The sequence below is a fragment of the Sphingomonas sp. GW821-FHT03E12 genome, assembly GCF_059420685.1.
Map to the genome: position 1 here is coordinate 394,193 of NZ_JBWKUF010000004.1, position 18,318 is coordinate 412,510.

The window sequence follows — 18,318 nt, forward strand, 5'->3', positions numbered from 1 at the left end:
CCTCCTGGGTTGGAGCCGCGAGATAGGAGGCGGCCCGCCGTGTGCAACCGCCGTTACGCTGCCGGTTCGGATTCGCCCGCTTCGCGCTTGTGGACCCTGGGCACCACGCGCAGCACGATGATGGTCAGCGCACCGAAGGCGAGCGCTGCGGCCAGGACGAAATTCCCTGCCTTGAACCCGTGCTCCGCGCCGAAGGCCAGCGACTGGGTGAGCGCCAGCGGCGCGAAGATCAGCGCGACGCTGTTGAGGCTGGCGATTCCGCCCTGGAGCGCGCCCTGACGGCTGGCATCGGTCATGCGCGAGAGCAGCGCGTTCATCGACGGGAAGGCGAGCGCCTGGAATGCGCTGACCGCGAGGATCACGTAGATCATCCAGGTTTCGCGCGCGAAGACATAGGCGGTGAAGGCAAGCCCGCCGGCCGCCATGCCGAGCACGACGGTGCGTTCCTCCCCCCATGCCTTGATCGCGCGGCCGGTGACCAGCATCTGCACCGCGGCCATGCACAGGCCGGCAGCGGCGAGCGAGAGGCCGATCATCTTTTCGTTCCAGCCGAGGGTGATCTCGCCGAAGAACGCCCAGGTCGCCGGATAGACCATGTGCGCGAACTGCCACAGGAACATGGCTGCCAGCAGCCAGCCGGCATTGCCCGCATGGAAGATCGGCTTGAACGCCGCGAAGATATGGGCGTTGCCCCAGCGGAAGGGGCGGCGTCCTTCCGGCTTGATCGTCTCGGGCAGCATGGTGAGGATCCAGACCGCGTTGAGCCCCGCCAGTACCGCTGCGGCGATGAACGGGGTGCGCGGCCCGAAACCGGCGAGCAGGCCGCCCAAGGCCGGGCCGAGGATGAAGCCGATGCCGAACGCCGCGCCCATCAGGCCGAAGGTGGCGCCGCGCTTCTCGGGCGGGGTGACGTCGGCGAGCACCGCGTTGGCGGGGCCGAACGACGCGCCCGCAATCCCGGCGATGACGCGGCCGAGGAACAGCCAGCCGATGGTCGGGGCGGCGGCCATCAGCGCATAGTCGATCGAGAAGGCGATCATCGAGAAGAGTAGCACGGGCCGCCGCCCGATCGCGTCGCCCAGCGTACCGAGGACCGGGCCCGCGAAGAACTGCGCGATCGCGAAGGCGACGAGCATATAGCCGCCGATCCGCGCCGCATCCTCGAGCCCGACATGGGCGAGCTCGACGATCAGCCGTGGTAGCACCGGCATGATGATGCCGAAGCCGATCGAGTCGACCATGACGGCGGCCAGCACGATCGGCACCGCCCGATGTTCGAAGCGCATAAGATCCCCTTTGGCTGCGGCTTTTAGCTTGCGCGTGGCAGCGTGTCTCGGGGGATTGCGCCGCTGCTGCCAAAAACGGCGCTTGACGCGCTTCGGGCCATACCGCAAACTCGAAAAATGAATTCGAGGCCGACTCCGGCAAGGGGCGGTCTTGAAGCAAATGAGAACATGCCGGTGCCGATGTTTGGACTCGCGCAAGGGCGAGTCTCTCCGGCGCGGAGGGGAAAAGGAGAGTAAGGTGGCAACCCTGGCAGAACCGGTGGCGACAAACGACCTCGACCAATTCCGTACCGAGGTGCGCGAATGGCTCGCCGTGAACTTCCCCGCGTCGCTCAAGGGCAAGGACAACACCATGTCCGCCGTCGAAGGCCCGACCGAGGAAACCCCCGACCAGGCCGCCTGGCGCAAGGCGATGGGCGAAAAGGGCTGGGGCGTGCCGACCTGGCCTGCCGAATATGGCGGCGGCGGGTTGAGCCGGGCCGAGGCCAAGGTGCTCGCCGACGAGATGGCGAGGGCCGGGGCGTGGAACCCGATCGGCGGGATGGGCGTGATGATGTTCGGCCCGACCTTGCTCGAATATGGCAACGAGGCGCAGAAGCGCGAGCATATCCCGGCGATCGCCAAAGGCGAAGTGCGCTGGTGCCAGGGCTATTCGGAACCGAACGCGGGGTCCGACCTCGCCAATCTGCAATGCTTCGCCGAGGACAAGGGCGACCATTACCTCGTCAACGGCCAGAAGACCTGGACGTCGGGCGGGCAATGGGCGGACAAATGCTTTTGCATCGTGCGCACCGACAAGAGCCAGAAACAGGGCGGCATCACCTTCGTCCTGATCGACATGGATACGCCGGGCGTCGAGGTGAAGCCGATCCAGATGATCAGCGGCATGTCGCCCTTTTGCGAGACCTTCTTCACCGATGTGAAGGTGCCCAAGGAAAACCGCGTCGGCGAGGAGGGGCAGGGCTGGACGATCGGCAAGCGCCTGCTCCAGCACGAGCGGACGAACCTGTCGGGCGGCGGATCGCGGCTGATGCCGAGCGGGCCGTCTCTGGCCGACATCGCCAAGAAATATGTCGGTGCCGATGCGGAAGGTCGTGTCGCCGATCCCGACCTGCGCGCGCGGATCGCCAAGTGGGAGATGGACTGGCGCGCCTTCCTGCTGACCGCGATGCGGGTTCAGGCGGAGAGCAAGGCCGCGGGCGGGGTGTCCGAGGTGTCGTCGATCCTCAAGACCGTCGGCACCAAGCTGGGGCAGGAGCGCGCCGAGCTGCTGATCGAGATCCAGGGGATCGAGGGTCTCGGCTGGGAAGGCGAGGGCTTCAGCGAGGCGCAGCTCAAGGGCACGCGCGCCTGGCTCTTCGGCAAGGCGACGACGATCTATGGCGGATCGACCGAGATCCAGAACAACATCATCGCCAAGCGGATTTTGGGGATGCTGGATCATCAGTGAGGGTTCGTCACCCTGGCCTTGTGCCGGGGGTCACCGTGACGCGGGCGATGTGCAGCAGGCTCAATCGCATCGCGTGAGGCGGAGTGGATCCCGGCACAAGGCCGGGATGACGATCGAGAGGTTTGGAGACGAAGAATGGCCGTTCTGACCGAAGAACAGACGATGCTGCGCGACATGGCGCGCGACTGGGCGGGGAATGAAAGCCCCGTCAGCGCGTGGCGCAAGGTGCGCGATCGCGACGGTGCGGCGGGCTATGATGCCAGCGCGTTCGCGACGATGGCCGAAATGGGCTGGACCGGGATCATCATTCCCGAGGCACAGGGCGGCAGCGATTTCGGCTGGCTGAGCCTGGGGCTGGTGATCGAGGAGCTCGGCAAGACGCTGACCGCGACCCCGCTGGCGGCCTCGGCCGTGGCGGCGTCGGCGATCCTGCTGGGCGGGAACGATGTGCAGAAGGCCAAGTGGCTGCCGCCCATCGCCAGCGGCGAGCTGGTCGCGACGCTAGCGGTGGACGAGGGGCCGCGTTTCGACCCGACGGCCATCGCGGCGAAGGTCGAAGGCGGCAAGCTCAGTGGCACCAAGGCGTTCGTCGCCGAGGGCGACAGCGCCGGGCTGTTCGTGGTGGCCGCGACCGACGGGCTTTATCTGGTCGAGGCGGGGACGGGCGTGACCGTGTCGCGGCGGCATCTGGCCGACTTCCGTAGCCATGCGCAGGTGAGCTTCGACAGCGCGGCGGCGGACAGGCTGGCGGAGGGCGGCGCCAGCGATAATGGGGGCCTGCTCGACGCGGTGGCCGATCGTGCGGCGGTGCTGGCGGGCGCGGAGATGCTGGGCATGGCGGGGGCGGCATTCGATACGACGCTGGCCTACCTCAAGCAGCGCGTGCAGTTCGGGCAGGTGCTGGCGACCTTCCAGGCGCTGCAGCATCGCATGGCCAACCTCTACAGCGAGATCGAGCTGATGCGCTCGGCGGTCGAGGCGGGGCTGGCTGCCATCGACCGCGGCGGCGACACGCGCCAGGCAGCGTCGCTCGCCAAGGGCAAGGCGAACGAGGTCGGCCAGCTGATGAGCCGCGAGCTGATCCAGCTGCACGGCGGCATCGGCATGACTGACGAATATGATGCGGGCTTCACGCTCAAGCGGATGCGCGTGCTCGAACAGATGTGGGGCAATGCGGCCTATCACCGCGATCGCTTCGCTCGGCTGAGCGGGTTCTGACGGAGAGCGCTGTGACGATTGGCGGTCAAGCCGCAGCGCTTCAAGCCGCCAGGCTTCGAGCCACGATGAAGGGGACGGCGCCCACGATCGCGGCGATGACGATGCGGACGAGCAGGTAGCTGCGGACATCGCGGCGCGAAAACATGGCGCGCAGATACCGAAGGTCCCCGGCGAGGGTCAGCAGCGCTCCGCTGAGCGCGGCGTAGGCGAGAAACGTTGCTGTCGATGCACCCGAGAGCCCCAGCTTTGCCGGCAGAATGACCATCGCGACAAAATTGACGGCGAACGGCAACAGGATGTCGGGCCGGATAAGTGGCGGGTTCATGTCCGAGCGTCACTGCGGGCGCGGCGGATCATGCGGACCAGCGCGACAATCGCAAATTCAGCGGCGACGAGCGCGATCGATGCGCGCAAGCCGACATAGAAGAGGGAATGCGAGGTGCCCTTCAGCAGGAAGCCGAGCAAGAGGAAGGGCAGGTTCCAGACAAGAATGCCGAGCGTAGCGGCGGTGAGGAATGGAATTGCCGGCAGCTTCAGAACGCCGGCGGGCAGCCCGAGATAGACACGCGCCACCGGAATCGTTTGACCCAGTGCCGTTACCCCGAAGCGATTGCGCCGATAGGACGCGGCCAGCCGCCGGTAGGTCGGCAGAGGGAAGAAGACATATTTGCCGAAGCGCGCGACCAGCCGCTCGATTCGTTGTTCACCCAGCGTACGGCCGATTGCGAACCAGCCGGCCGACCCGCAAAGCGAGCCGATCACCGTCATCGCCAGCATCGCGGTCAATTGCGGCAGATCGGGCGCACTCATCCCCAGCGCCAGGAGCATGACGTAGGACGGAACGACGGGGACGAACTTCTCCAGCGCCGTGACGAGGAAAACCCCGATCAATCCAAGCGATAGCAGGTTCGCCACCGTGTCGGACCCGACCATGCGTCAGTCCGCCTTCGCCTGGCGGGAGGCGATCCGGTAAACCGAAGCCGGCGGTATGTTCCGCCTGATCGTCGCGACGCGAAATGCGTCGAGGTCGAGGTGTTGCAGCACCGCATCCGGCACCGGGCAGTTGCGGCCATAGGTGAACAGATAGAACGGTGCGCCGCTGTGCATCCGCATGAAGGCGGCGCGCAGGATTGCCTCGACCTTCGCGGACTTCATGTTCAGCAGGCCGAGCCCGCATATCGCGGCACCGAACAGCTCCGACGGCGACCGGTGATGATCAGCCAGTTCGGCGGCATCGATGTTGAGGGTGTTGGCCTGCGGAAAGCGCTTTTTGAGCAGCCGTGCAAAGCCATCGTCATATTCGACTAGGGTCAGATCGCGTTCCGCGACACCGCGATCCAGCAGCGCCTGCGTGAAAACCCCCGTCCCCGGGCCCAATTCCAGCACCGGTCCGGTTTGCGCATCGATGTCGCGGGTGATCAACTGAGCCAGCGCCTTGCTCGACGGGGCGATCGCCGCGACGCTAAGCGGATTGCCCAGCCAGGCCGTAAGGAAGCGGATGCGGTCGAGGGATGATGTGGCAGCCGCCCCGCGGGCCCGGTTGTTCTTTCTATGGGCTTTCCAACGCATAAAGGGGCGTCCAGTTCGTCTCATGATGGTCTGCATCGATTCGATGGTGGCGACTAGCCAAGCGGAAAAAGGCGGTGCGAGGGAAAGCATAGAAACATTGGGCTATCAATAGTGATGCACTATGACAATACAGTGATACACTTAGCCGGTGAGCAGGATGCGTGGCTGCCTGTCGAAGTGCAGCGGTGGGTGGGTAGGCATCGACCGTTCTGACCCTGGCGGAATGAGGTGGAGGGCGGTTGGCTGCAAGAATGTCCGCCGTCAAGGTATCTCAGCCTTGAGCAGGCAGGCTGCAGACGTCCACCCATTGCGCGTCGAGAAGCGTCGCGAGGCGATCCGGGGCGATTTCGACTGAGGTGTTGAGCGATCCCGCCGCCGGAAAGACGGTGGCGAAGGCACGCAGGCTGACGTCGCAATAGATGGGCAGCGGGGCGGGAAGGCCGAACGGACAGACTCCGCCGACCGGGTGGCCGGTGGCGGCGAGCGTCTGTTCCGCATCGAGCATGCGGGGCTTGCCGCCAAGCGCCGCCTTGGTCTTCTGATTGTCGAGCCGCGCGTCGCCGCGCGCCACCAGCAGCACGACACGCTCGTTGACGCGCAATGCGAGCGTCTTGGCGATCTGTCCCGGCACCACGCCCAGCGCATGCGCGGCCTCGATCACCGTTGCGGTGCTCTGCTCGGCCTCGATGATCGACAGATCGGGCGCGCGTTGGGCGAGGTCGTCGCGGACGGATTCGTAGCTCATGGCGCGGGATTTAAGGGCGGTGCGTTGCAAACCGCAATGCGCGTCATGGCTGGTTTTGCCGCGTCCCGACCCCGTTCACCGTCATCCCGGCCCCGTGCCGGGATCCATGGCGCCGCGCGCGATGCGATCAAGCCACCTGCTCATCGCCCGGCCATGGCGTGGATCCCGGCACTAGGCCGAATGACGGAGTGGTGAAATCGATCCGTTTCGAACAAGCGTTCACCATACCGATTATGCTGCACTGCCGCGTGAAACAGCTGAACTACGCTAGTGTAAGTGGCAATTTGCAACGGTTTTGTTGGCTTGACCGCAAGCCGGATTATCGATCTATTCGAGTTTGCGGTATGGAGCCGGGGAAGCGCTCCAGCCACAACGGGAGTGGGATCTATGAAGCGGATTAGCCTTTTCTCGGCGGCAGCTGTTCCGGCGCTCGCCATCGCCATGGCATCGCCCGCCTTTGCGCAGGACGCGCAGCAGGCCAGCGAACCCGAGGCCGCCGCCGGCGAAATCGTGATCACTGCGCAGGGCCGCGCACAGCAGCTTGCCGACGTGCCGCTGGCCGTTTCGGCCGTTACCTCCGAGCAGCTGCAGAATTCCGGCGCGAACGACATCCGCCAGCTCAACCAGGTGGCGCCGTCGCTGCTGGTGTCCTCGACGGGCAGCGAAGCGAACGGATCGGCGCGTATCCGCGGCATCGGTACGGTGGGCGACAACCCCGGCCTTGAAAGTTCGGTCGCGGTGTTCATCGACGGCGTCTACCGCTCGCGTTCGGGCATCGGCCTCAACGAACTGGGCGAGATCGAGCGGGTCGAGGTGCTGCGCGGGCCGCAGGGCACGCTGTTCGGCCGCAACGCATCGGCGGGCATCATCAGCATCGTGTCGAAAGCGCCGTCGTTCAGCGGCTTTTCGGGCGGGGCCGAGGTAACCTATGGCAATTACGACCTGTGGCGGCTGATGGGCAACATTAACGTGCCGCTGGGCGAAACGGTCGCGGCGCGCGTGGACGGCGTCTATGTGAAGCGCGACGGTTACTATAACGACGCCACCAACAAGACCGACGTCAACAACCGCGACCGCTATTTCATCCGCGGCCAGCTGCTGTTCGAACCGTCGAGCGACCTGCGCGTCCGCCTGATCGGCGACTATACCAACCGCGACGAGCGGTGCTGCGGCGCGACCTATGTCAGCAACAGCGTCAATCCGCATATCGGCAACCTCAACAACCCGGCGATCCCGCTGCAGCAGCCGGGCGCGGTACCGGGGCGCACCAACGACACCGGCAACAACATCGTCAACGTGCTGCTTGCGCTGGGCCAGAACCCGGCAGCGCTCAACGCCGGCTGGTCGCGCGAACTCTCGGTGTCGCCGGGCCGGTCCTATGGCGGGCGGACCGAGGATTATGGCGCCTCGATGCAGCTCGACTGGAGCTTTGGCGACACGACGCTGACGTCGATCACCGGGTATCGCAACTATTTCAGCAGCCAGGCTTCGGACACCGACTACAGCTCGGTCGACATCCTCTATCGCGCCGACAATGATGGTTCGGCGCGCAAGTTCGAGACGTTCAGCCAGGAATTGCGGCTTCAGGGCCAGGCCTTCGGCGGCAAGCTCGACTGGCTGATCGGCGGCTACTACGCCAATGAAAAGCTGACCGCGACCGACAATCTGCGCTTCGGCAACCAATATGGCCGGTTCGCGAGCTGCCGCATCGTCTCGCCCGGCGGGCTTTCGGCGCTCTATTCGCCGACCTCGGCCGCATGCCTTGCCGCGCGTCCGGCGCTGTTCGGTGCGGCGTCGCCGCTGATCTATGCTGCGTTCGACAATCTCGATTCGATCAACAACCGCGGCACGACCAGCGACCGGTACCGGCAGGACAGCCGCAACTGGGCGCTGTTCACGCACAATATCGTCCACATCACCGACACGGTCGATCTGACCCTGGGCCTGCGCTACACCAACGAGCGCAAGAAGCTCAGCGCGAGCTTCGGCAACGACAACAGCGCCTGCGTCGCCAACCAGGCGCTGGTCGGCGCCTTTGCCAACCCCAACAGCCCGGCGTTCAACACCGCGCTGTTCGCGGTTTCGCAGTCGCTGCTCAACCTGTCGTGCCAGGGCAATTCGACGGCGGAACTCAACGGCGTGTCGATCAGCGACGAGCGCAAGGAGGACCAGTTCACCGGCACCGCGATCCTTTCGTGGAAGCCGATGGACGATCTGATGGTCTATGCGAGCTATTCGCGCGGCTACAAGGCGGGCGGGTTCAACCTCGACCGTTCGGCGCTCAAGGCGCCGTCGGTGTCCTTCGCCAGCCTTGGCGGCGCCCAGGCGCTGGTCAAGAACCTGCAATTCGATCCGGAGATCGTCGATGCGTTCGAGTTCGGCGCGAAATATGCCACGGGGCCGTTCAGCCTGAACGTCTCGCTGTTCCGCCAGCAGTTCAAGAACTTCCAGCTCAACACCTTCGACGGCACGGTGTTCATCGTCCAGAACGTGAACGGCTGCAAAAGCAACCTGAACGGCGCCGATCGCGACCAGAGCGCCAATCCGGGCGGGGCGAATTACATCGCGCCGGTGATCGCGGCGGGCACGGCGTTCAACCTCAATCCGGCGCTGGGCACCGGTGCGTGCGCCAAGAGCGATGTCGGCTATGGCGTCAGCTCGACCGGCGTCGAGCTGGAGGCGACGTTGGTGCCGCATCGCGACATTCGCATGAACCTCGGTCTCACCTATGCGAAGACCAAATATCGCGACAATCTGGTCGGCAACGAGAGCGGGGCGCCGCTCAATCCGGCGCTTCGGATGCTGCCGGGCGACAATCTTTCGAACGCGCCGGAGATCGTCGCGACCGGATCGTTCGCCTGGACGCCGGACATCGGGTCGACCGGCCTGTCGGGCCTCTTCTACCTCGACACGCGCCTGACCGACGATTTCAACACCGGGTCGGACCTGTTCCCGCAGAAGGAGCAGGACAGCTATGTCGTGGTCAACGGCCGCATCGGCATCCGCGGCAAGGAAGAGCGCTGGGCGCTGGAATTCTGGGCGCAGAACCTGTTCAACGAGAAATATGCCCAGGTGGCGTTCAACTCGCCCTTCCAGCAGGGCGGATCGACCACGCCGCCCTATGCGGCAGGGTTCACCGCAATGCCCTTTGCCGATCCGCAATTCCCGGGCGGGCGCCAGATGTTCTCCCAGTTCCTGGCCGAACCGCGCACCTATGGCATCACCGGACGGATCAAGTTCTGAAGGCTGACGTCTGCCCCGTCCGGGCGGATGCAGACAAACCGGGGGCGAGTCCGGGTCAAGGGCTCGCCCCCATTTCGTGAAGGGTGACGATGGCTGAACTGGCGACGGACGAGGTTGCGCTCCGGCGGCGGAATGTGACGCTGGGGCTGCTCACCGCGGCCTATTTCTTCAGCTATATGGACCGGCAGATCCTCGCGATCCTGCAGGAGGACATCAAGGCCGAGCTGCTGCTGTCGGACACGCAGCTGGGGCTGCTCGCGGGGTTCGCCTTCGCGATCTTCTATGCGACGCTGGGGCTGCCGGTGGCGCGCTGGGCGGACAAGGGCAACCGCGTCAACATCATCGGCATCGCGCTGGCGCTGTGGAGCGCGATGACCGCGGTGTGCGGCCTCGCGCAGAATTTCGTCCAGCTGCTGCTCGCGCGGATCGGCGTCGGCATCGGCGAGGCGGGGTCGAGCCCGCCGAGCCATTCGATCATCGCCGACCTCTATCCGCCCGAGAAGCGCGCGGGGGCGATGGGCATCTACTCATTGGGCGTGGTGCTCGGTGTGGCCGGCGGATCGATGATCGGCGGGACGCTCGCGCATTTCTTCGGCTGGCGCGTCGCGATGTTCGCGGTGGGTATCCCCGGCATCATCCTGGCGGTTGTCATCAAGCTGTTCGTGGTCGAGCCGCGGCGCGGGCTTTCCGACCCGGACCGCGCGCCCGCGTCGCAGGCTGCGATGCCGAGCTTCGGCGAGGGTTTCCGATCGCTGTTCGCCAACCGCGCGGCGGTGCATCTGGTGATGGGCGTCACCATCACCTCGCTGATCGGATACGGCCACACTGCGTTCGGGCCGAGTTTCCTCATTCGCACCATCGGCCTCGACAAGCTTCAGATCGCGTCGATCGTCGCGCCGGTGGGCGCGGTGTGCGGAACACTGTCGGCGGTGCTGGGCGGATGGCTCGCCAACAAGGCGGCGGAGCGCTGGGGGCTGCACAGCCAGGCGTGGCTGGTGCTGGCGATGAAGGGGGTGGGGCTGCCGCTGTCGTTCCTGTTCTACGCAGCGAGCGACCCGTGGATCGCGGTGCCGATCTACTGGGCGTCGCTGATCCTGATCAACTCCTATCTCGGCCCGACCTTCGCGCTGATCCAGGGATTGGCGCCGCTGCGGATGCGCGCGTTATGGGCCGCAGTGACCCTGCTGGTGATCAACCTGATCGGGCTGGGGCTGGGGCCGACGATGATCGGGGTGATCAGCGACGCGCTGAAGCCCTCGATTGGCGACGCGGAGGCTTTGCGCTGGGCGATGCTGACCTTTGCCGCGGCGACGCCCTGGGCGCTGTTCCATTACTGGCGCGCAGGGGTGTGGCTGAAGCGCGGGGCGGCCTGAGGCGGGTGGAGCGCGAGCCCCACCCGCCGGGCCGGTCAGTCTGCGAGCGTCAGGCGGACGTCGAGGCTGCCGCGGGTGGCGTCCGAATAGGGGCAGACGATATGCGCCGCATCGACCAGTTCGCGGCCGAGGGCGGGGTCGATGCCGGGCAGTGCGATCGTCAGCGCGACGTCGAGGCCGAAGCCCTGACCATCCTCACGCGGGCCGATGCCGACCGAAGCGGTCACCGTGCTCTCGTCGGAGAGCTTCACCTGGCGCTTGCCCGCGACGAATTTGAGCGCGCCGAGGAAACAGGCGGCATAGCCCGATGCGAAGAGCTGTTCCGGATTGGTGCCTTCGCCGCCCGCGCCGCCAAGTTCCTTGGGCGTGTCGAGCGTGACGCTGAACGATCCGTCGGTGGTGCTGGCCCGGCCGGTGCGGCCGCCGGTCGCGGTGGATTCGGTGCGATAGAGAATGCTCATGATCGTCTCCTTGGTTCGCGAAAACAGTTATCGCGATATTTGTTAGGTAAGGATGATTCGGGGACTTGTCCAGAAAATATTTATCGCAATATATGATGTGACCGGGGATCAGGCCCCGGACGACAAGGAGTCCCGATGCGCACCGATGCCAATGCGCTGATGCCGCTCGACGATCAGCTCTGCTACGCGATCTATTCCACGGGGATCGCGATCCAGCGCGCGTACAAGCCGCTGCTCGACACGCTGGGGCTGACCTATCCGCAATATCTGGTGCTCAACGTGCTGTGGCGCGAGGATGGGCAGACGGTGGGCGGGATCGCCGAGCAGCTTGCACTTGAATCGAGCACGCTGACGCCGCTGCTCAAGCGGCTGGAGGCGGGCGGGCTGGTCGTGCGGACGCGCAACCCGGAGAATGAGCGGCAGGTGATCGTCGCGCTGACCGATGCCGCGCGCGCGCTGCGGAGCAAGGTGGGGTGCCTGGGCGAGACCTTGCTGGAAGCGTCGGGGCAGGCACCCGCCGAACTCGGCCAGCTCAACCGCGAGGTGAAGCGGCTGCGCGATGCGATCTACGGCCATATCGGCGGGTGGAGCGCCGGCCCGCCCGCGGGCTGATCAGCCGCGGCTGAGGCGGCGATGAACCGCCAAATTACCATATTATATACATACATTCTTGATTGTATGTAACTGCGCGCATAGGCTCCGGCGGCCGGCGGAGATCGGCGAACGGGAGAGGATTATTCACGCATCCGCCGTGGCGGGTGCGGGTCTGCACACATGCGCAAAACTCCCGCTCGCCTGCCTTCGTGCGGCCGGACCGACCGGCGCGCCGCACATCGTCGCGCCGGGAACGAAGAACGATAAGCGCAAGGAGAGGCAGATGAAGAGACTATCTCGGGCGATCGTGTTCATTTCCGCCGCCGCATTGGCCGTGCCGGCCGCCGCCCAGTCGGTGCCGAACGGGCCAACCGGTCCCATCGAAACCAAATATTACGCCAATGGCGCTCTTGCGACGACGCAGACGCGATCGGCCGCGGCGTGCGACTCCAAGGGCAATCAGTGCGATGTCTTCTACCCGAGCAACATCACTGCATCGCAGGAGCGGTTGCCGCTGGTGATCTGGGCCAATGGCACAGGCTCGACACCGGACAACTACACCTATTGGCTGAAGCACCTCGCCAGCTGGGGCTTCGTCGTCGTCGCGACGCGGGATCAGCAGACCGGCTATGGCAACACCGCGCTCGACTCGCTCGCCTATATGCGCGCCGAGGAGGCGAACCCGGCGAGCCCCTTCTATCAGCGGATCGACTTCACCAAGGTCGGCGCGGCGGGCCATTCGCAGGGCGCGTCGGGTGCGGCGAACGCGATGTTCAACTCGAACGGCGTGATCACCACCACCGTGACCTTCCAGTTGCCCAGCCAGATGTGGTGCAACCCGGCGGACAATTGCCTGCTGACCCCGGCGCTGACCGGCGGATCGGGATCGATCTTCTATGTCAGCGGCACCGCCGACAGCCTGATCGCGCCGGACACGCAAGGCAGCGGCACGCAGCTCAATTCGCAGACGGCCTATTACAACGCCACGCCCGGGACGATGCTCAAGGCCAAGGGGCTGCTCCGCGGCGCCAACCACAATGACGTGACCGGAACGCCGGGCTGCGGCTTGCTCGGCTTCCTGCGGTCGTGCGCCAATGGCGTCTACGGCTATCTGGGCTATCCGACCGCCTGGCTCGCCTGGCGGCTGAAGGGCGACACGGCCGCGGGGGCGGCGTTCAAGACCGGGACCGGCGAGTTCTTCACCGCCGCAGCCTGGACCGGGCGGGTCAGCAACGTTCCGTGAGGAAGCCTTTCGTCATAGCGGCGATTGCCGTCGCTGCGGCGGTCGCCACCCTGTTCTGGTGGCGGCAACCGCAGGGCGATCCCGATGCCGGAGTGGTGGCGGTGACGCCGGTCGAACGGCCGGGGGCGGCACCGTCCCCGACACAAGCCGTGCCAAGCCCGTCCGCCACGCCGGAACGTCCGGCGATCGAAACCGCGATCCTCGCCTCGATCGGCGATCGGGGCGCGGAACTGCGCAACGTCGCCGCCCGCCGCGATGCGCCGCAGATCGCGTGCGGCGAGAAGCGCACGTCGAAGGACCGGGGGTTCCGGCGCTTCGTCTGGCTGGGCCATTTGAAGATGCTCGCGACCGATGACGGATCGGGCGCCTTTGACGCCGTGGCTGCGGTGTGCCGCGAGGGTCAGCCGGTGCCTTGAGGGGGGAGGGGGCGGCCGCGCGGGTCGATTGCGCCCGCGCGGACCGCTCCGTCGATCAGCAGGCGCAGGAAATCGATCGAGCGCCTGATCTCGCCGGGATCGGGCGCAAGCATCTGCGCGATCGAAAGGCCGCGCACGGCCCAGACGAGCAGGCGGATCCCCGGCAGCATCGCGGCGCCGTCCGCGCTGCCGAATTGCGCATCGATCGCTGCGAGCGACATGCGTTCGACCGCTGCCTGCATCGGCGCAACCAGTGCGGCGAGTTCGGGATCGCTGCGCGAGGCCTGGAGGATCTCGAGCACGGCGAGGCCCGACGGCTTGCTCAGCACCTCCCAGAGCATGTCCGGCCAGTCGGCGAGTTCTGCGCCGCGGCCGCTCTGTGCAGCCATGTCCTGATAGGCGTGCTGTTCGCGTTCGTAGACGGTGCGGATCACCTCAGCCATCAAATGGGCGCGCGACTTGAAATGGTGATTGAGCGCGCCGCGGGTCATCCCGGCCTCGTCGGCGATCAGCTCGGTCGTGGCGCCGCCATAGCCCTTGCGGTGGAGCAGCCGGATCGTGGCGTCGAACAGCGCCTCACGCGTTTCCGCGGTCCGCTCCGCCTGGGTCCGCCGTTTCCGGTCCGATACCGCGCCCGTCACTCTGATCCTTTCCTGCCGATGCGGTGCAGGCACCGGTTCGCCGCCAGTCTGGCGGGTCGGGCGAAGGTCCGTCAACCGGCCGCCGCCGATCCTCGCCGTCTTGCCAGTGCAGGTGCGGCGGCATAGCCTTTGCGTTGCAGGTTGTGGGGAGGCGTGGATGTTGTCGATCGCTCTGATGCTGGCCGGTCAGCAGGCTGTCGTTCCGACGCCGGCCGCGCAGGCGCCCGTATCGCAGACCCAGCAGGCCGACGTCGTCATCACCGGTAACCGGATGCGCGATGCGCTGGAAAAGTGCCTCGCGCGCGACTGCCCTCCCGAGGAGGAGGTCGATGCCGCGATGAATGCCGGGGCGGAGAGTTTCGCCGCGGGTCGTTATAAGGAGGCCAGGACAATCCTGAGCCGCGCGATTTCGCGTAACAAGAAATATGCGGCGCGCATGCCGGGGCCGATCTCGGACCTCTATGCTACTTTCGCCGATGTGACCGAGCATGAGGGCGATGTCAGGTCGTTCCGCCATGCCACGCGTGAGAGCGTCTATGTACTGCGCGAGGCACTGGGCCGCGAGAATCAGCTGGCGCTTGGTGCTTCAACCCGCCTTGCCGATATGTGGGTCAAGCTCAACGACGTGAGTGGTGCCGACAGCGCGTATCGCGGAGCCGCCGAGGATGCCGCGCGCGGCGGCAAGACGGACCTCGCCGCAGCCCTGACCTTCCGCCGCGCCTGGCTGGCACTCAGTGCCCGGAATTTTGCGCGGTCGCGCGAGCTGCTCGAACAACTTGAGCGCAGCCATGGCAAGGATGCGCGTTTCGCGGGGTGGCTGCACGTGCTGCGGTTGCGGATCGACATTGCGAAGGGAAATGAAGCGGGGACGGACGACCTGGTCACTGCGCTGCGCGGAACCGGTGGCGAGGAACCGGTGCTGCTGTATGAACCCTATTTTCCCGAGTTCGGTCATTACGCATCGTCGGGATTCTCGCCGAACGGAGGCGCGGGCATCGCGTCCGCACCGGCCGGTCCCTCACTCGGCAATGGGGATTTCAGATGGGCCGATATCGGTTTTTGGGTGCGACCCGACGGTCGGCCGGCTGAGATCGAAATCCTGCGCCCGGCCAAGGGCGGGCAATGGGCAAAGCCGCTGGTCAAACATATCGCGGCGCGGCGCTATGTCCCCGCCAGGCAGGATGCCGATGGCATTGGCGCGTATCGTGTCGAGCGGTTCACCTTGCGCTCGCCCTATGGGGTGGCGACGGGGACGCGCATGACGGTGCGTACGGGTCAGCCGACGCTGCACGTGATCGACCTGACGAAACTGGCACAGCGCGACGCCCCGCCGCCGCCGTGAGCCGCGGTCAGAAGTCGAGCACCCGGTCGTCGAACAGGCCGAACACGATGGTCGAGGCGTAGAAGGCGACCGCCTTGTCGCGCGGCATGGTGCCGGCCCATTTGCGCATGTCGAACGCCGCATTCTGGATCGCCATCATCGCCTGGCTGGCGACGAGCGGGTCGATCGCGCGGATCGATCCTTCGGCGATGCCGTCCGAGAGCATGCCGGCATAGCGGCGCGCGATGCGGTTCGACCGGTCGACCATCGCGGTGCGCACCCGCGGCGGCAGACCCGACAGCGCGGTGGTGCGCAGCAGCGGCCCGCGCTCGGAGAACTGCACGTCGAGAAGGGTCGCGATGATGCTGATCAGCTTGTGCCAATGGTCGCCCGGCCCCTCTTCGGCGAGGCGCTGGGCATCGGCGACGATGTCGAAGCTGCGCTTGTAGCATTCGATCACCAGCTCGTCCTTGGCGTCGAGATGGTGGTAGAAGCTGCCCTTGGTGACGTTGAGCTCGCTCGCGATCTTCTGCACCGACGCGCCGCGATAGCCGAGCTCGTTGATCAGCCGCGTCGCGGCGAGCAGGAACGCCTCGCGCCCCGGTTCGGCCTCGTCATGGGTGAGGTCGAGCATCTCCGGCTTCCACGCGGCGCCCTCCGCCGCAATGCCGTGGCGGAACACATCCATCAGACGCGCTTCGACGCGCGGATACTCGTCGGTCTCGTAACGGTTGAGCCAGACCGGCAGCCAGAAGGTGTTCTCGAGCAGCACGTGCGCGCGGCCGCCATACAGGTCGGTCTCGGCACGCGTGCCGCCTTCGCCCCAGAGCGCGCGCGTCCGGCGGAAGACATGCTGCCAGCGCTTGAGCAGCTCGGTCTTCAGATCGCCCTCCATCGCGCGGAGGTCGGACAGGATCGCGAACGCCTTTTCCTCGCCGCGGTCGATCCGCGCGAGCCGCTCCATATTGATCGAGAGGTAGCGCGCGACACGGGCTTCGGGCGTTGCCTCCTGGTGCGCCTCGTCGAGCATTGCGTCGAGCCGGTCGAGCGTGACCTCGAACGCCGCCGCCGCAAGGTCTTCCTTGCGCTTGAAATAATAAGTGACGCTGGTGGTGTTGAGCCCCACGCGCTGCGCCACGTCCGCAAAGGTCATGCCCTTCGCGCTCTGTTCGTTGATTACATCGGCTGCCGCCGCGAGGATCGCGTCGCGCTTTGCCCTGAACCGTTTCGTCTCGCCCCGCGCTTCGGCGGGGAGCCCCTCTTCGACTGCCATCGAACCAGATTAGCAGCTTTGATTCGAAGGAACAGTCCTAAAGCGGGTAGGGCGGGATTGGAGTGATTCCGCGGCGGAAAAATGCATGCCCGCCCACTTTACCGAAAAACGGGTATGGCGTATTCGAGTCGAAACGAGCGATGCCAAGGAGAAGGATGATGGACTTCACGCTGACCGAGCGCGAAACCTATTTCCGCGACCGTGTGAAGGGGTTCATCGACCAGCACATCATGCCGCGCAACGGCGACTATTATCGCCAGACCGCCGAGGGCGAGCGCTGGAAGGTGCTCCCGGTGATCGAGGAGTTGAAGGTCGTCGCCAAGGCGCAGGGGCTGTGGAACTTCTTCATGCCGCCCCACTCGGGCCAGACCCATGTCGATGACAGCTTCGAGTTTGAGGGGACTCAGCTCACCAACCTCGAATATGCGCTCTGCGCCGAGGAGATGGGGCGTGCGGGCTGGGCGAGCGAGGTGTTCAACTGCTCGGCACCCGACACCGGCAACATGGAAGTACTGCACCGCTACGGTACGCGCGACCACAAGGACCGCTGGCTCAAGCCGCTGATGAACGGCGAAATCCGTTCGGCCTTTCTGATGACCGAGCCCGAGGTCGCCTCGTCCGACGCGACCAATATCCAGACCTCGATGGTCCGCGACGGCGACCATTATGTCATCAACGGGCGCAAATGGTGGTCGTCGGGCGTGGGCGATCCGCGCTGCGCCGTCGCCATCGTGATGGGCAAGACCAATCCCGACGCCTCGCGCCATGCGCAGCAGAGCCAGATTTTGGTGCCGATGGATACCCCCGGCGTGAGGATCGAACGGATGCTTTCGGTTTTCGGGTATGATCACGCGCCGCACGGTCATGGCGAAGTGGTGCTCGAGAATGTCCGGGTGCCGGTCGAGAACATCCTGCTCGGCGAAGGGCGCGGGTTCGAGATTGCGCAGGGGCGCCTCGGGCCCGGGCGCATCCATCATTGCATGCGGTCAATTGGCGTGGCCGAGGCGGCGCTGGAATTGATGTGCAAGCGGCTGCTGAGCCGCGTCGCCTTCGGCAAGCGGATCGCCGACCATTCGATCTGGGAGCAGCGCGTCGCCGAGGCGCGCTCGAACCTCGAGATGATGCGCCTGCTGTGCCTGAAGGCCGCCGACATGATGGACAAGGCCGGCAACAAGTCGGCGCAGGGCGAGATCGCTATGATCAAGGCGATGGGGCCGCGCATGACGCTTCAGATCCTCGACGATGCGATCCAGGCATTCGGCGGCGCGGGCGTGTCGGGCGACACGCCGCTCGCCAGCGCCTGGGCGAGCATGCGCACGCTGCGCTTTGCCGACGGGCCGGACGAGGTGCACAATCGCGCCATCGCTCGTGCGGAGTTCGGCAAGTACGGGGACTTCAAGGCTGACCGCGTGTCGAGCGGCGACCTGGCGGTGGCGCGATAGTCTTTAAAGCCCCTCCCCTTCAGGGGAGGGGTTGGGGTGGGGA

17 protein-coding genes are annotated in these 18,318 nt (G+C 65.9%); 9 read left to right on the forward strand and 8 right to left on the reverse strand.

Annotation, left to right across the window (positions count from 1 at the left end; all coding sequences use genetic code 11):
• Nucleotides 1–53 precede the first annotated feature (53 nt).
• Nucleotides 54–1,286: a TCR/Tet family MFS transporter gene (locus tag AC07TU_RS15175; RefSeq protein WP_495188756.1), complete on the reverse strand. Its 1,233-nt coding sequence runs from the start codon at nt 1,284–1,286 to the stop codon at nt 54–56.
• Between the two features lie 238 nt (nt 1,287–1,524).
• Between AC07TU_RS15175 and AC07TU_RS15180 the strand changes: the two genes are divergently transcribed.
• Together AC07TU_RS15180 and AC07TU_RS15185 are read left to right on the forward strand one after the other, a co-directional pair.
• Nucleotides 1,525–2,736 carry an acyl-CoA dehydrogenase family protein gene (locus AC07TU_RS15180; protein ID WP_495188757.1) on the forward strand — a complete coding sequence of 404 codons (1,212 nt, stop codon included), beginning with the start codon at nt 1,525–1,527 and terminating at the stop codon, nt 2,734–2,736.
• Nucleotides 2,737–2,871: 135 nt separating this feature from the next.
• Nucleotides 2,872–3,954, forward strand: a complete 1,083-nt coding sequence (locus AC07TU_RS15185) for an acyl-CoA dehydrogenase family protein (protein WP_495188758.1) — start codon at nt 2,872–2,874, stop codon at nt 3,952–3,954.
• A 40-nt stretch (nt 3,955–3,994) separates the two neighbouring features.
• Here AC07TU_RS15185 and AC07TU_RS15190 read toward each other — a convergent pair whose 3' ends face one another.
• The 4 genes from AC07TU_RS15190 to AC07TU_RS15205 all read right to left on the reverse strand — a co-directional run bounded on the left by AC07TU_RS15190 (nt 3,995) and on the right by AC07TU_RS15205 (nt 6,268).
• On the reverse strand, nt 3,995–4,279 hold the full coding sequence (locus AC07TU_RS15190; RefSeq protein ID WP_495188759.1) for a hypothetical protein: 285 nt from the start codon (nt 4,277–4,279) through the stop codon (nt 3,995–3,997).
• Nucleotides 4,276–4,887 (reverse strand): DedA family protein, encoded by a 612-nt coding sequence (locus tag AC07TU_RS15195; RefSeq protein WP_495188760.1) that lies wholly within the window; start codon nt 4,885–4,887, stop codon nt 4,276–4,278. The genes AC07TU_RS15190 and AC07TU_RS15195 overlap by 4 nt, the downstream gene beginning before the upstream one ends.
• A gap of 3 nt (nt 4,888–4,890) precedes the next feature.
• The gene (locus AC07TU_RS15200; RefSeq protein WP_495188761.1) at nt 4,891–5,559 is read right to left on the reverse strand and encodes a class I SAM-dependent methyltransferase; all 669 of its coding nucleotides are present in this window, start codon (nt 5,557–5,559) and stop codon (nt 4,891–4,893) included.
• Between the two features lie 235 nt (nt 5,560–5,794).
• Entirely contained in the window at nt 5,795–6,268 is a 474-nt protein-coding gene (locus AC07TU_RS15205) for a YbaK/EbsC family protein (protein ID WP_495188762.1), read from the reverse strand.
• A 387-nt stretch (nt 6,269–6,655) separates the two neighbouring features.
• Here AC07TU_RS15205 and AC07TU_RS15210 point away from each other — a divergent pair, with 387 nt between their 5' ends.
• The gene (locus tag AC07TU_RS15210) at nt 6,656–9,511 is read left to right on the forward strand and encodes a TonB-dependent receptor (protein WP_495188763.1); all 2,856 of its coding nucleotides are present in this window, start codon (nt 6,656–6,658) and stop codon (nt 9,509–9,511) included.
• Nucleotides 9,512–9,600: 89 nt separating this feature from the next.
• A complete protein-coding gene (locus AC07TU_RS15215) occupies nt 9,601–10,884 on the forward strand; it encodes a spinster family MFS transporter (protein ID WP_495189023.1) in 1,284 nt (427 codons plus the stop codon).
• A 35-nt stretch (nt 10,885–10,919) separates the two neighbouring features.
• Here the strand turns inward: AC07TU_RS15215 and AC07TU_RS15220 are convergent, their stop codons facing one another.
• Nucleotides 10,920–11,345 carry an organic hydroperoxide resistance protein gene (locus AC07TU_RS15220; RefSeq protein ID WP_495188764.1) on the reverse strand — a complete coding sequence of 142 codons (426 nt, stop codon included), beginning with the start codon at nt 11,343–11,345 and terminating at the stop codon, nt 10,920–10,922.
• 135 nt (nt 11,346–11,480) lie between these two features.
• Between AC07TU_RS15220 and AC07TU_RS15225 the strand changes: the two genes are divergently transcribed.
• The 3 genes from AC07TU_RS15225 (at nt 11,481) to AC07TU_RS15235 (ending at nt 13,598) form a co-directional block, all read left to right on the forward strand.
• A complete protein-coding gene (locus tag AC07TU_RS15225) occupies nt 11,481–11,957 on the forward strand; it encodes a MarR family winged helix-turn-helix transcriptional regulator (protein ID WP_495188765.1) in 477 nt (158 codons plus the stop codon).
• A 265-nt stretch (nt 11,958–12,222) separates the two neighbouring features.
• Complete coding sequence (locus tag AC07TU_RS15230; RefSeq protein ID WP_495188766.1) at nt 12,223–13,182, forward strand: poly(ethylene terephthalate) hydrolase family protein; 960 nt, start codon at nt 12,223–12,225, stop codon at nt 13,180–13,182.
• The gene (locus AC07TU_RS15235) at nt 13,179–13,598 is read left to right on the forward strand and encodes a hypothetical protein (RefSeq protein WP_495188767.1); all 420 of its coding nucleotides are present in this window, start codon (nt 13,179–13,181) and stop codon (nt 13,596–13,598) included. The genes AC07TU_RS15230 and AC07TU_RS15235 overlap by 4 nt, the downstream gene beginning before the upstream one ends.
• Here AC07TU_RS15235 and AC07TU_RS15240 read toward each other — a convergent pair.
• A complete protein-coding gene (locus tag AC07TU_RS15240) occupies nt 13,583–14,239 on the reverse strand; it encodes a TetR/AcrR family transcriptional regulator (RefSeq protein WP_495188768.1) in 657 nt (218 codons plus the stop codon). The genes AC07TU_RS15235 and AC07TU_RS15240 overlap by 16 nt on opposite strands.
• Nucleotides 14,240–14,396: 157 nt before the next feature.
• Between AC07TU_RS15240 and AC07TU_RS15245 the strand changes: the two genes are divergently transcribed.
• Entirely contained in the window at nt 14,397–15,581 is a 1,185-nt protein-coding gene (locus AC07TU_RS15245) for a hypothetical protein (RefSeq protein WP_495188769.1), read from the forward strand.
• 7 nt (nt 15,582–15,588) lie between these two features.
• On the opposite strand, the gene AC07TU_RS15250 is transcribed toward AC07TU_RS15245, so the two are convergent.
• On the reverse strand, nt 15,589–16,833 hold the full coding sequence (locus AC07TU_RS15250) for a TetR/AcrR family transcriptional regulator (protein WP_495188770.1): 1,245 nt from the start codon (nt 16,831–16,833) through the stop codon (nt 15,589–15,591).
• A gap of 158 nt (nt 16,834–16,991) precedes the next feature.
• On the opposite strand from AC07TU_RS15250, the gene AC07TU_RS15255 reads away from it, so the two are divergent.
• Nucleotides 16,992–18,275, forward strand: a complete 1,284-nt coding sequence (locus AC07TU_RS15255; protein ID WP_495188771.1) for an acyl-CoA dehydrogenase family protein — start codon at nt 16,992–16,994, stop codon at nt 18,273–18,275.
• Nucleotides 18,276–18,318 lie beyond the last annotated feature (43 nt).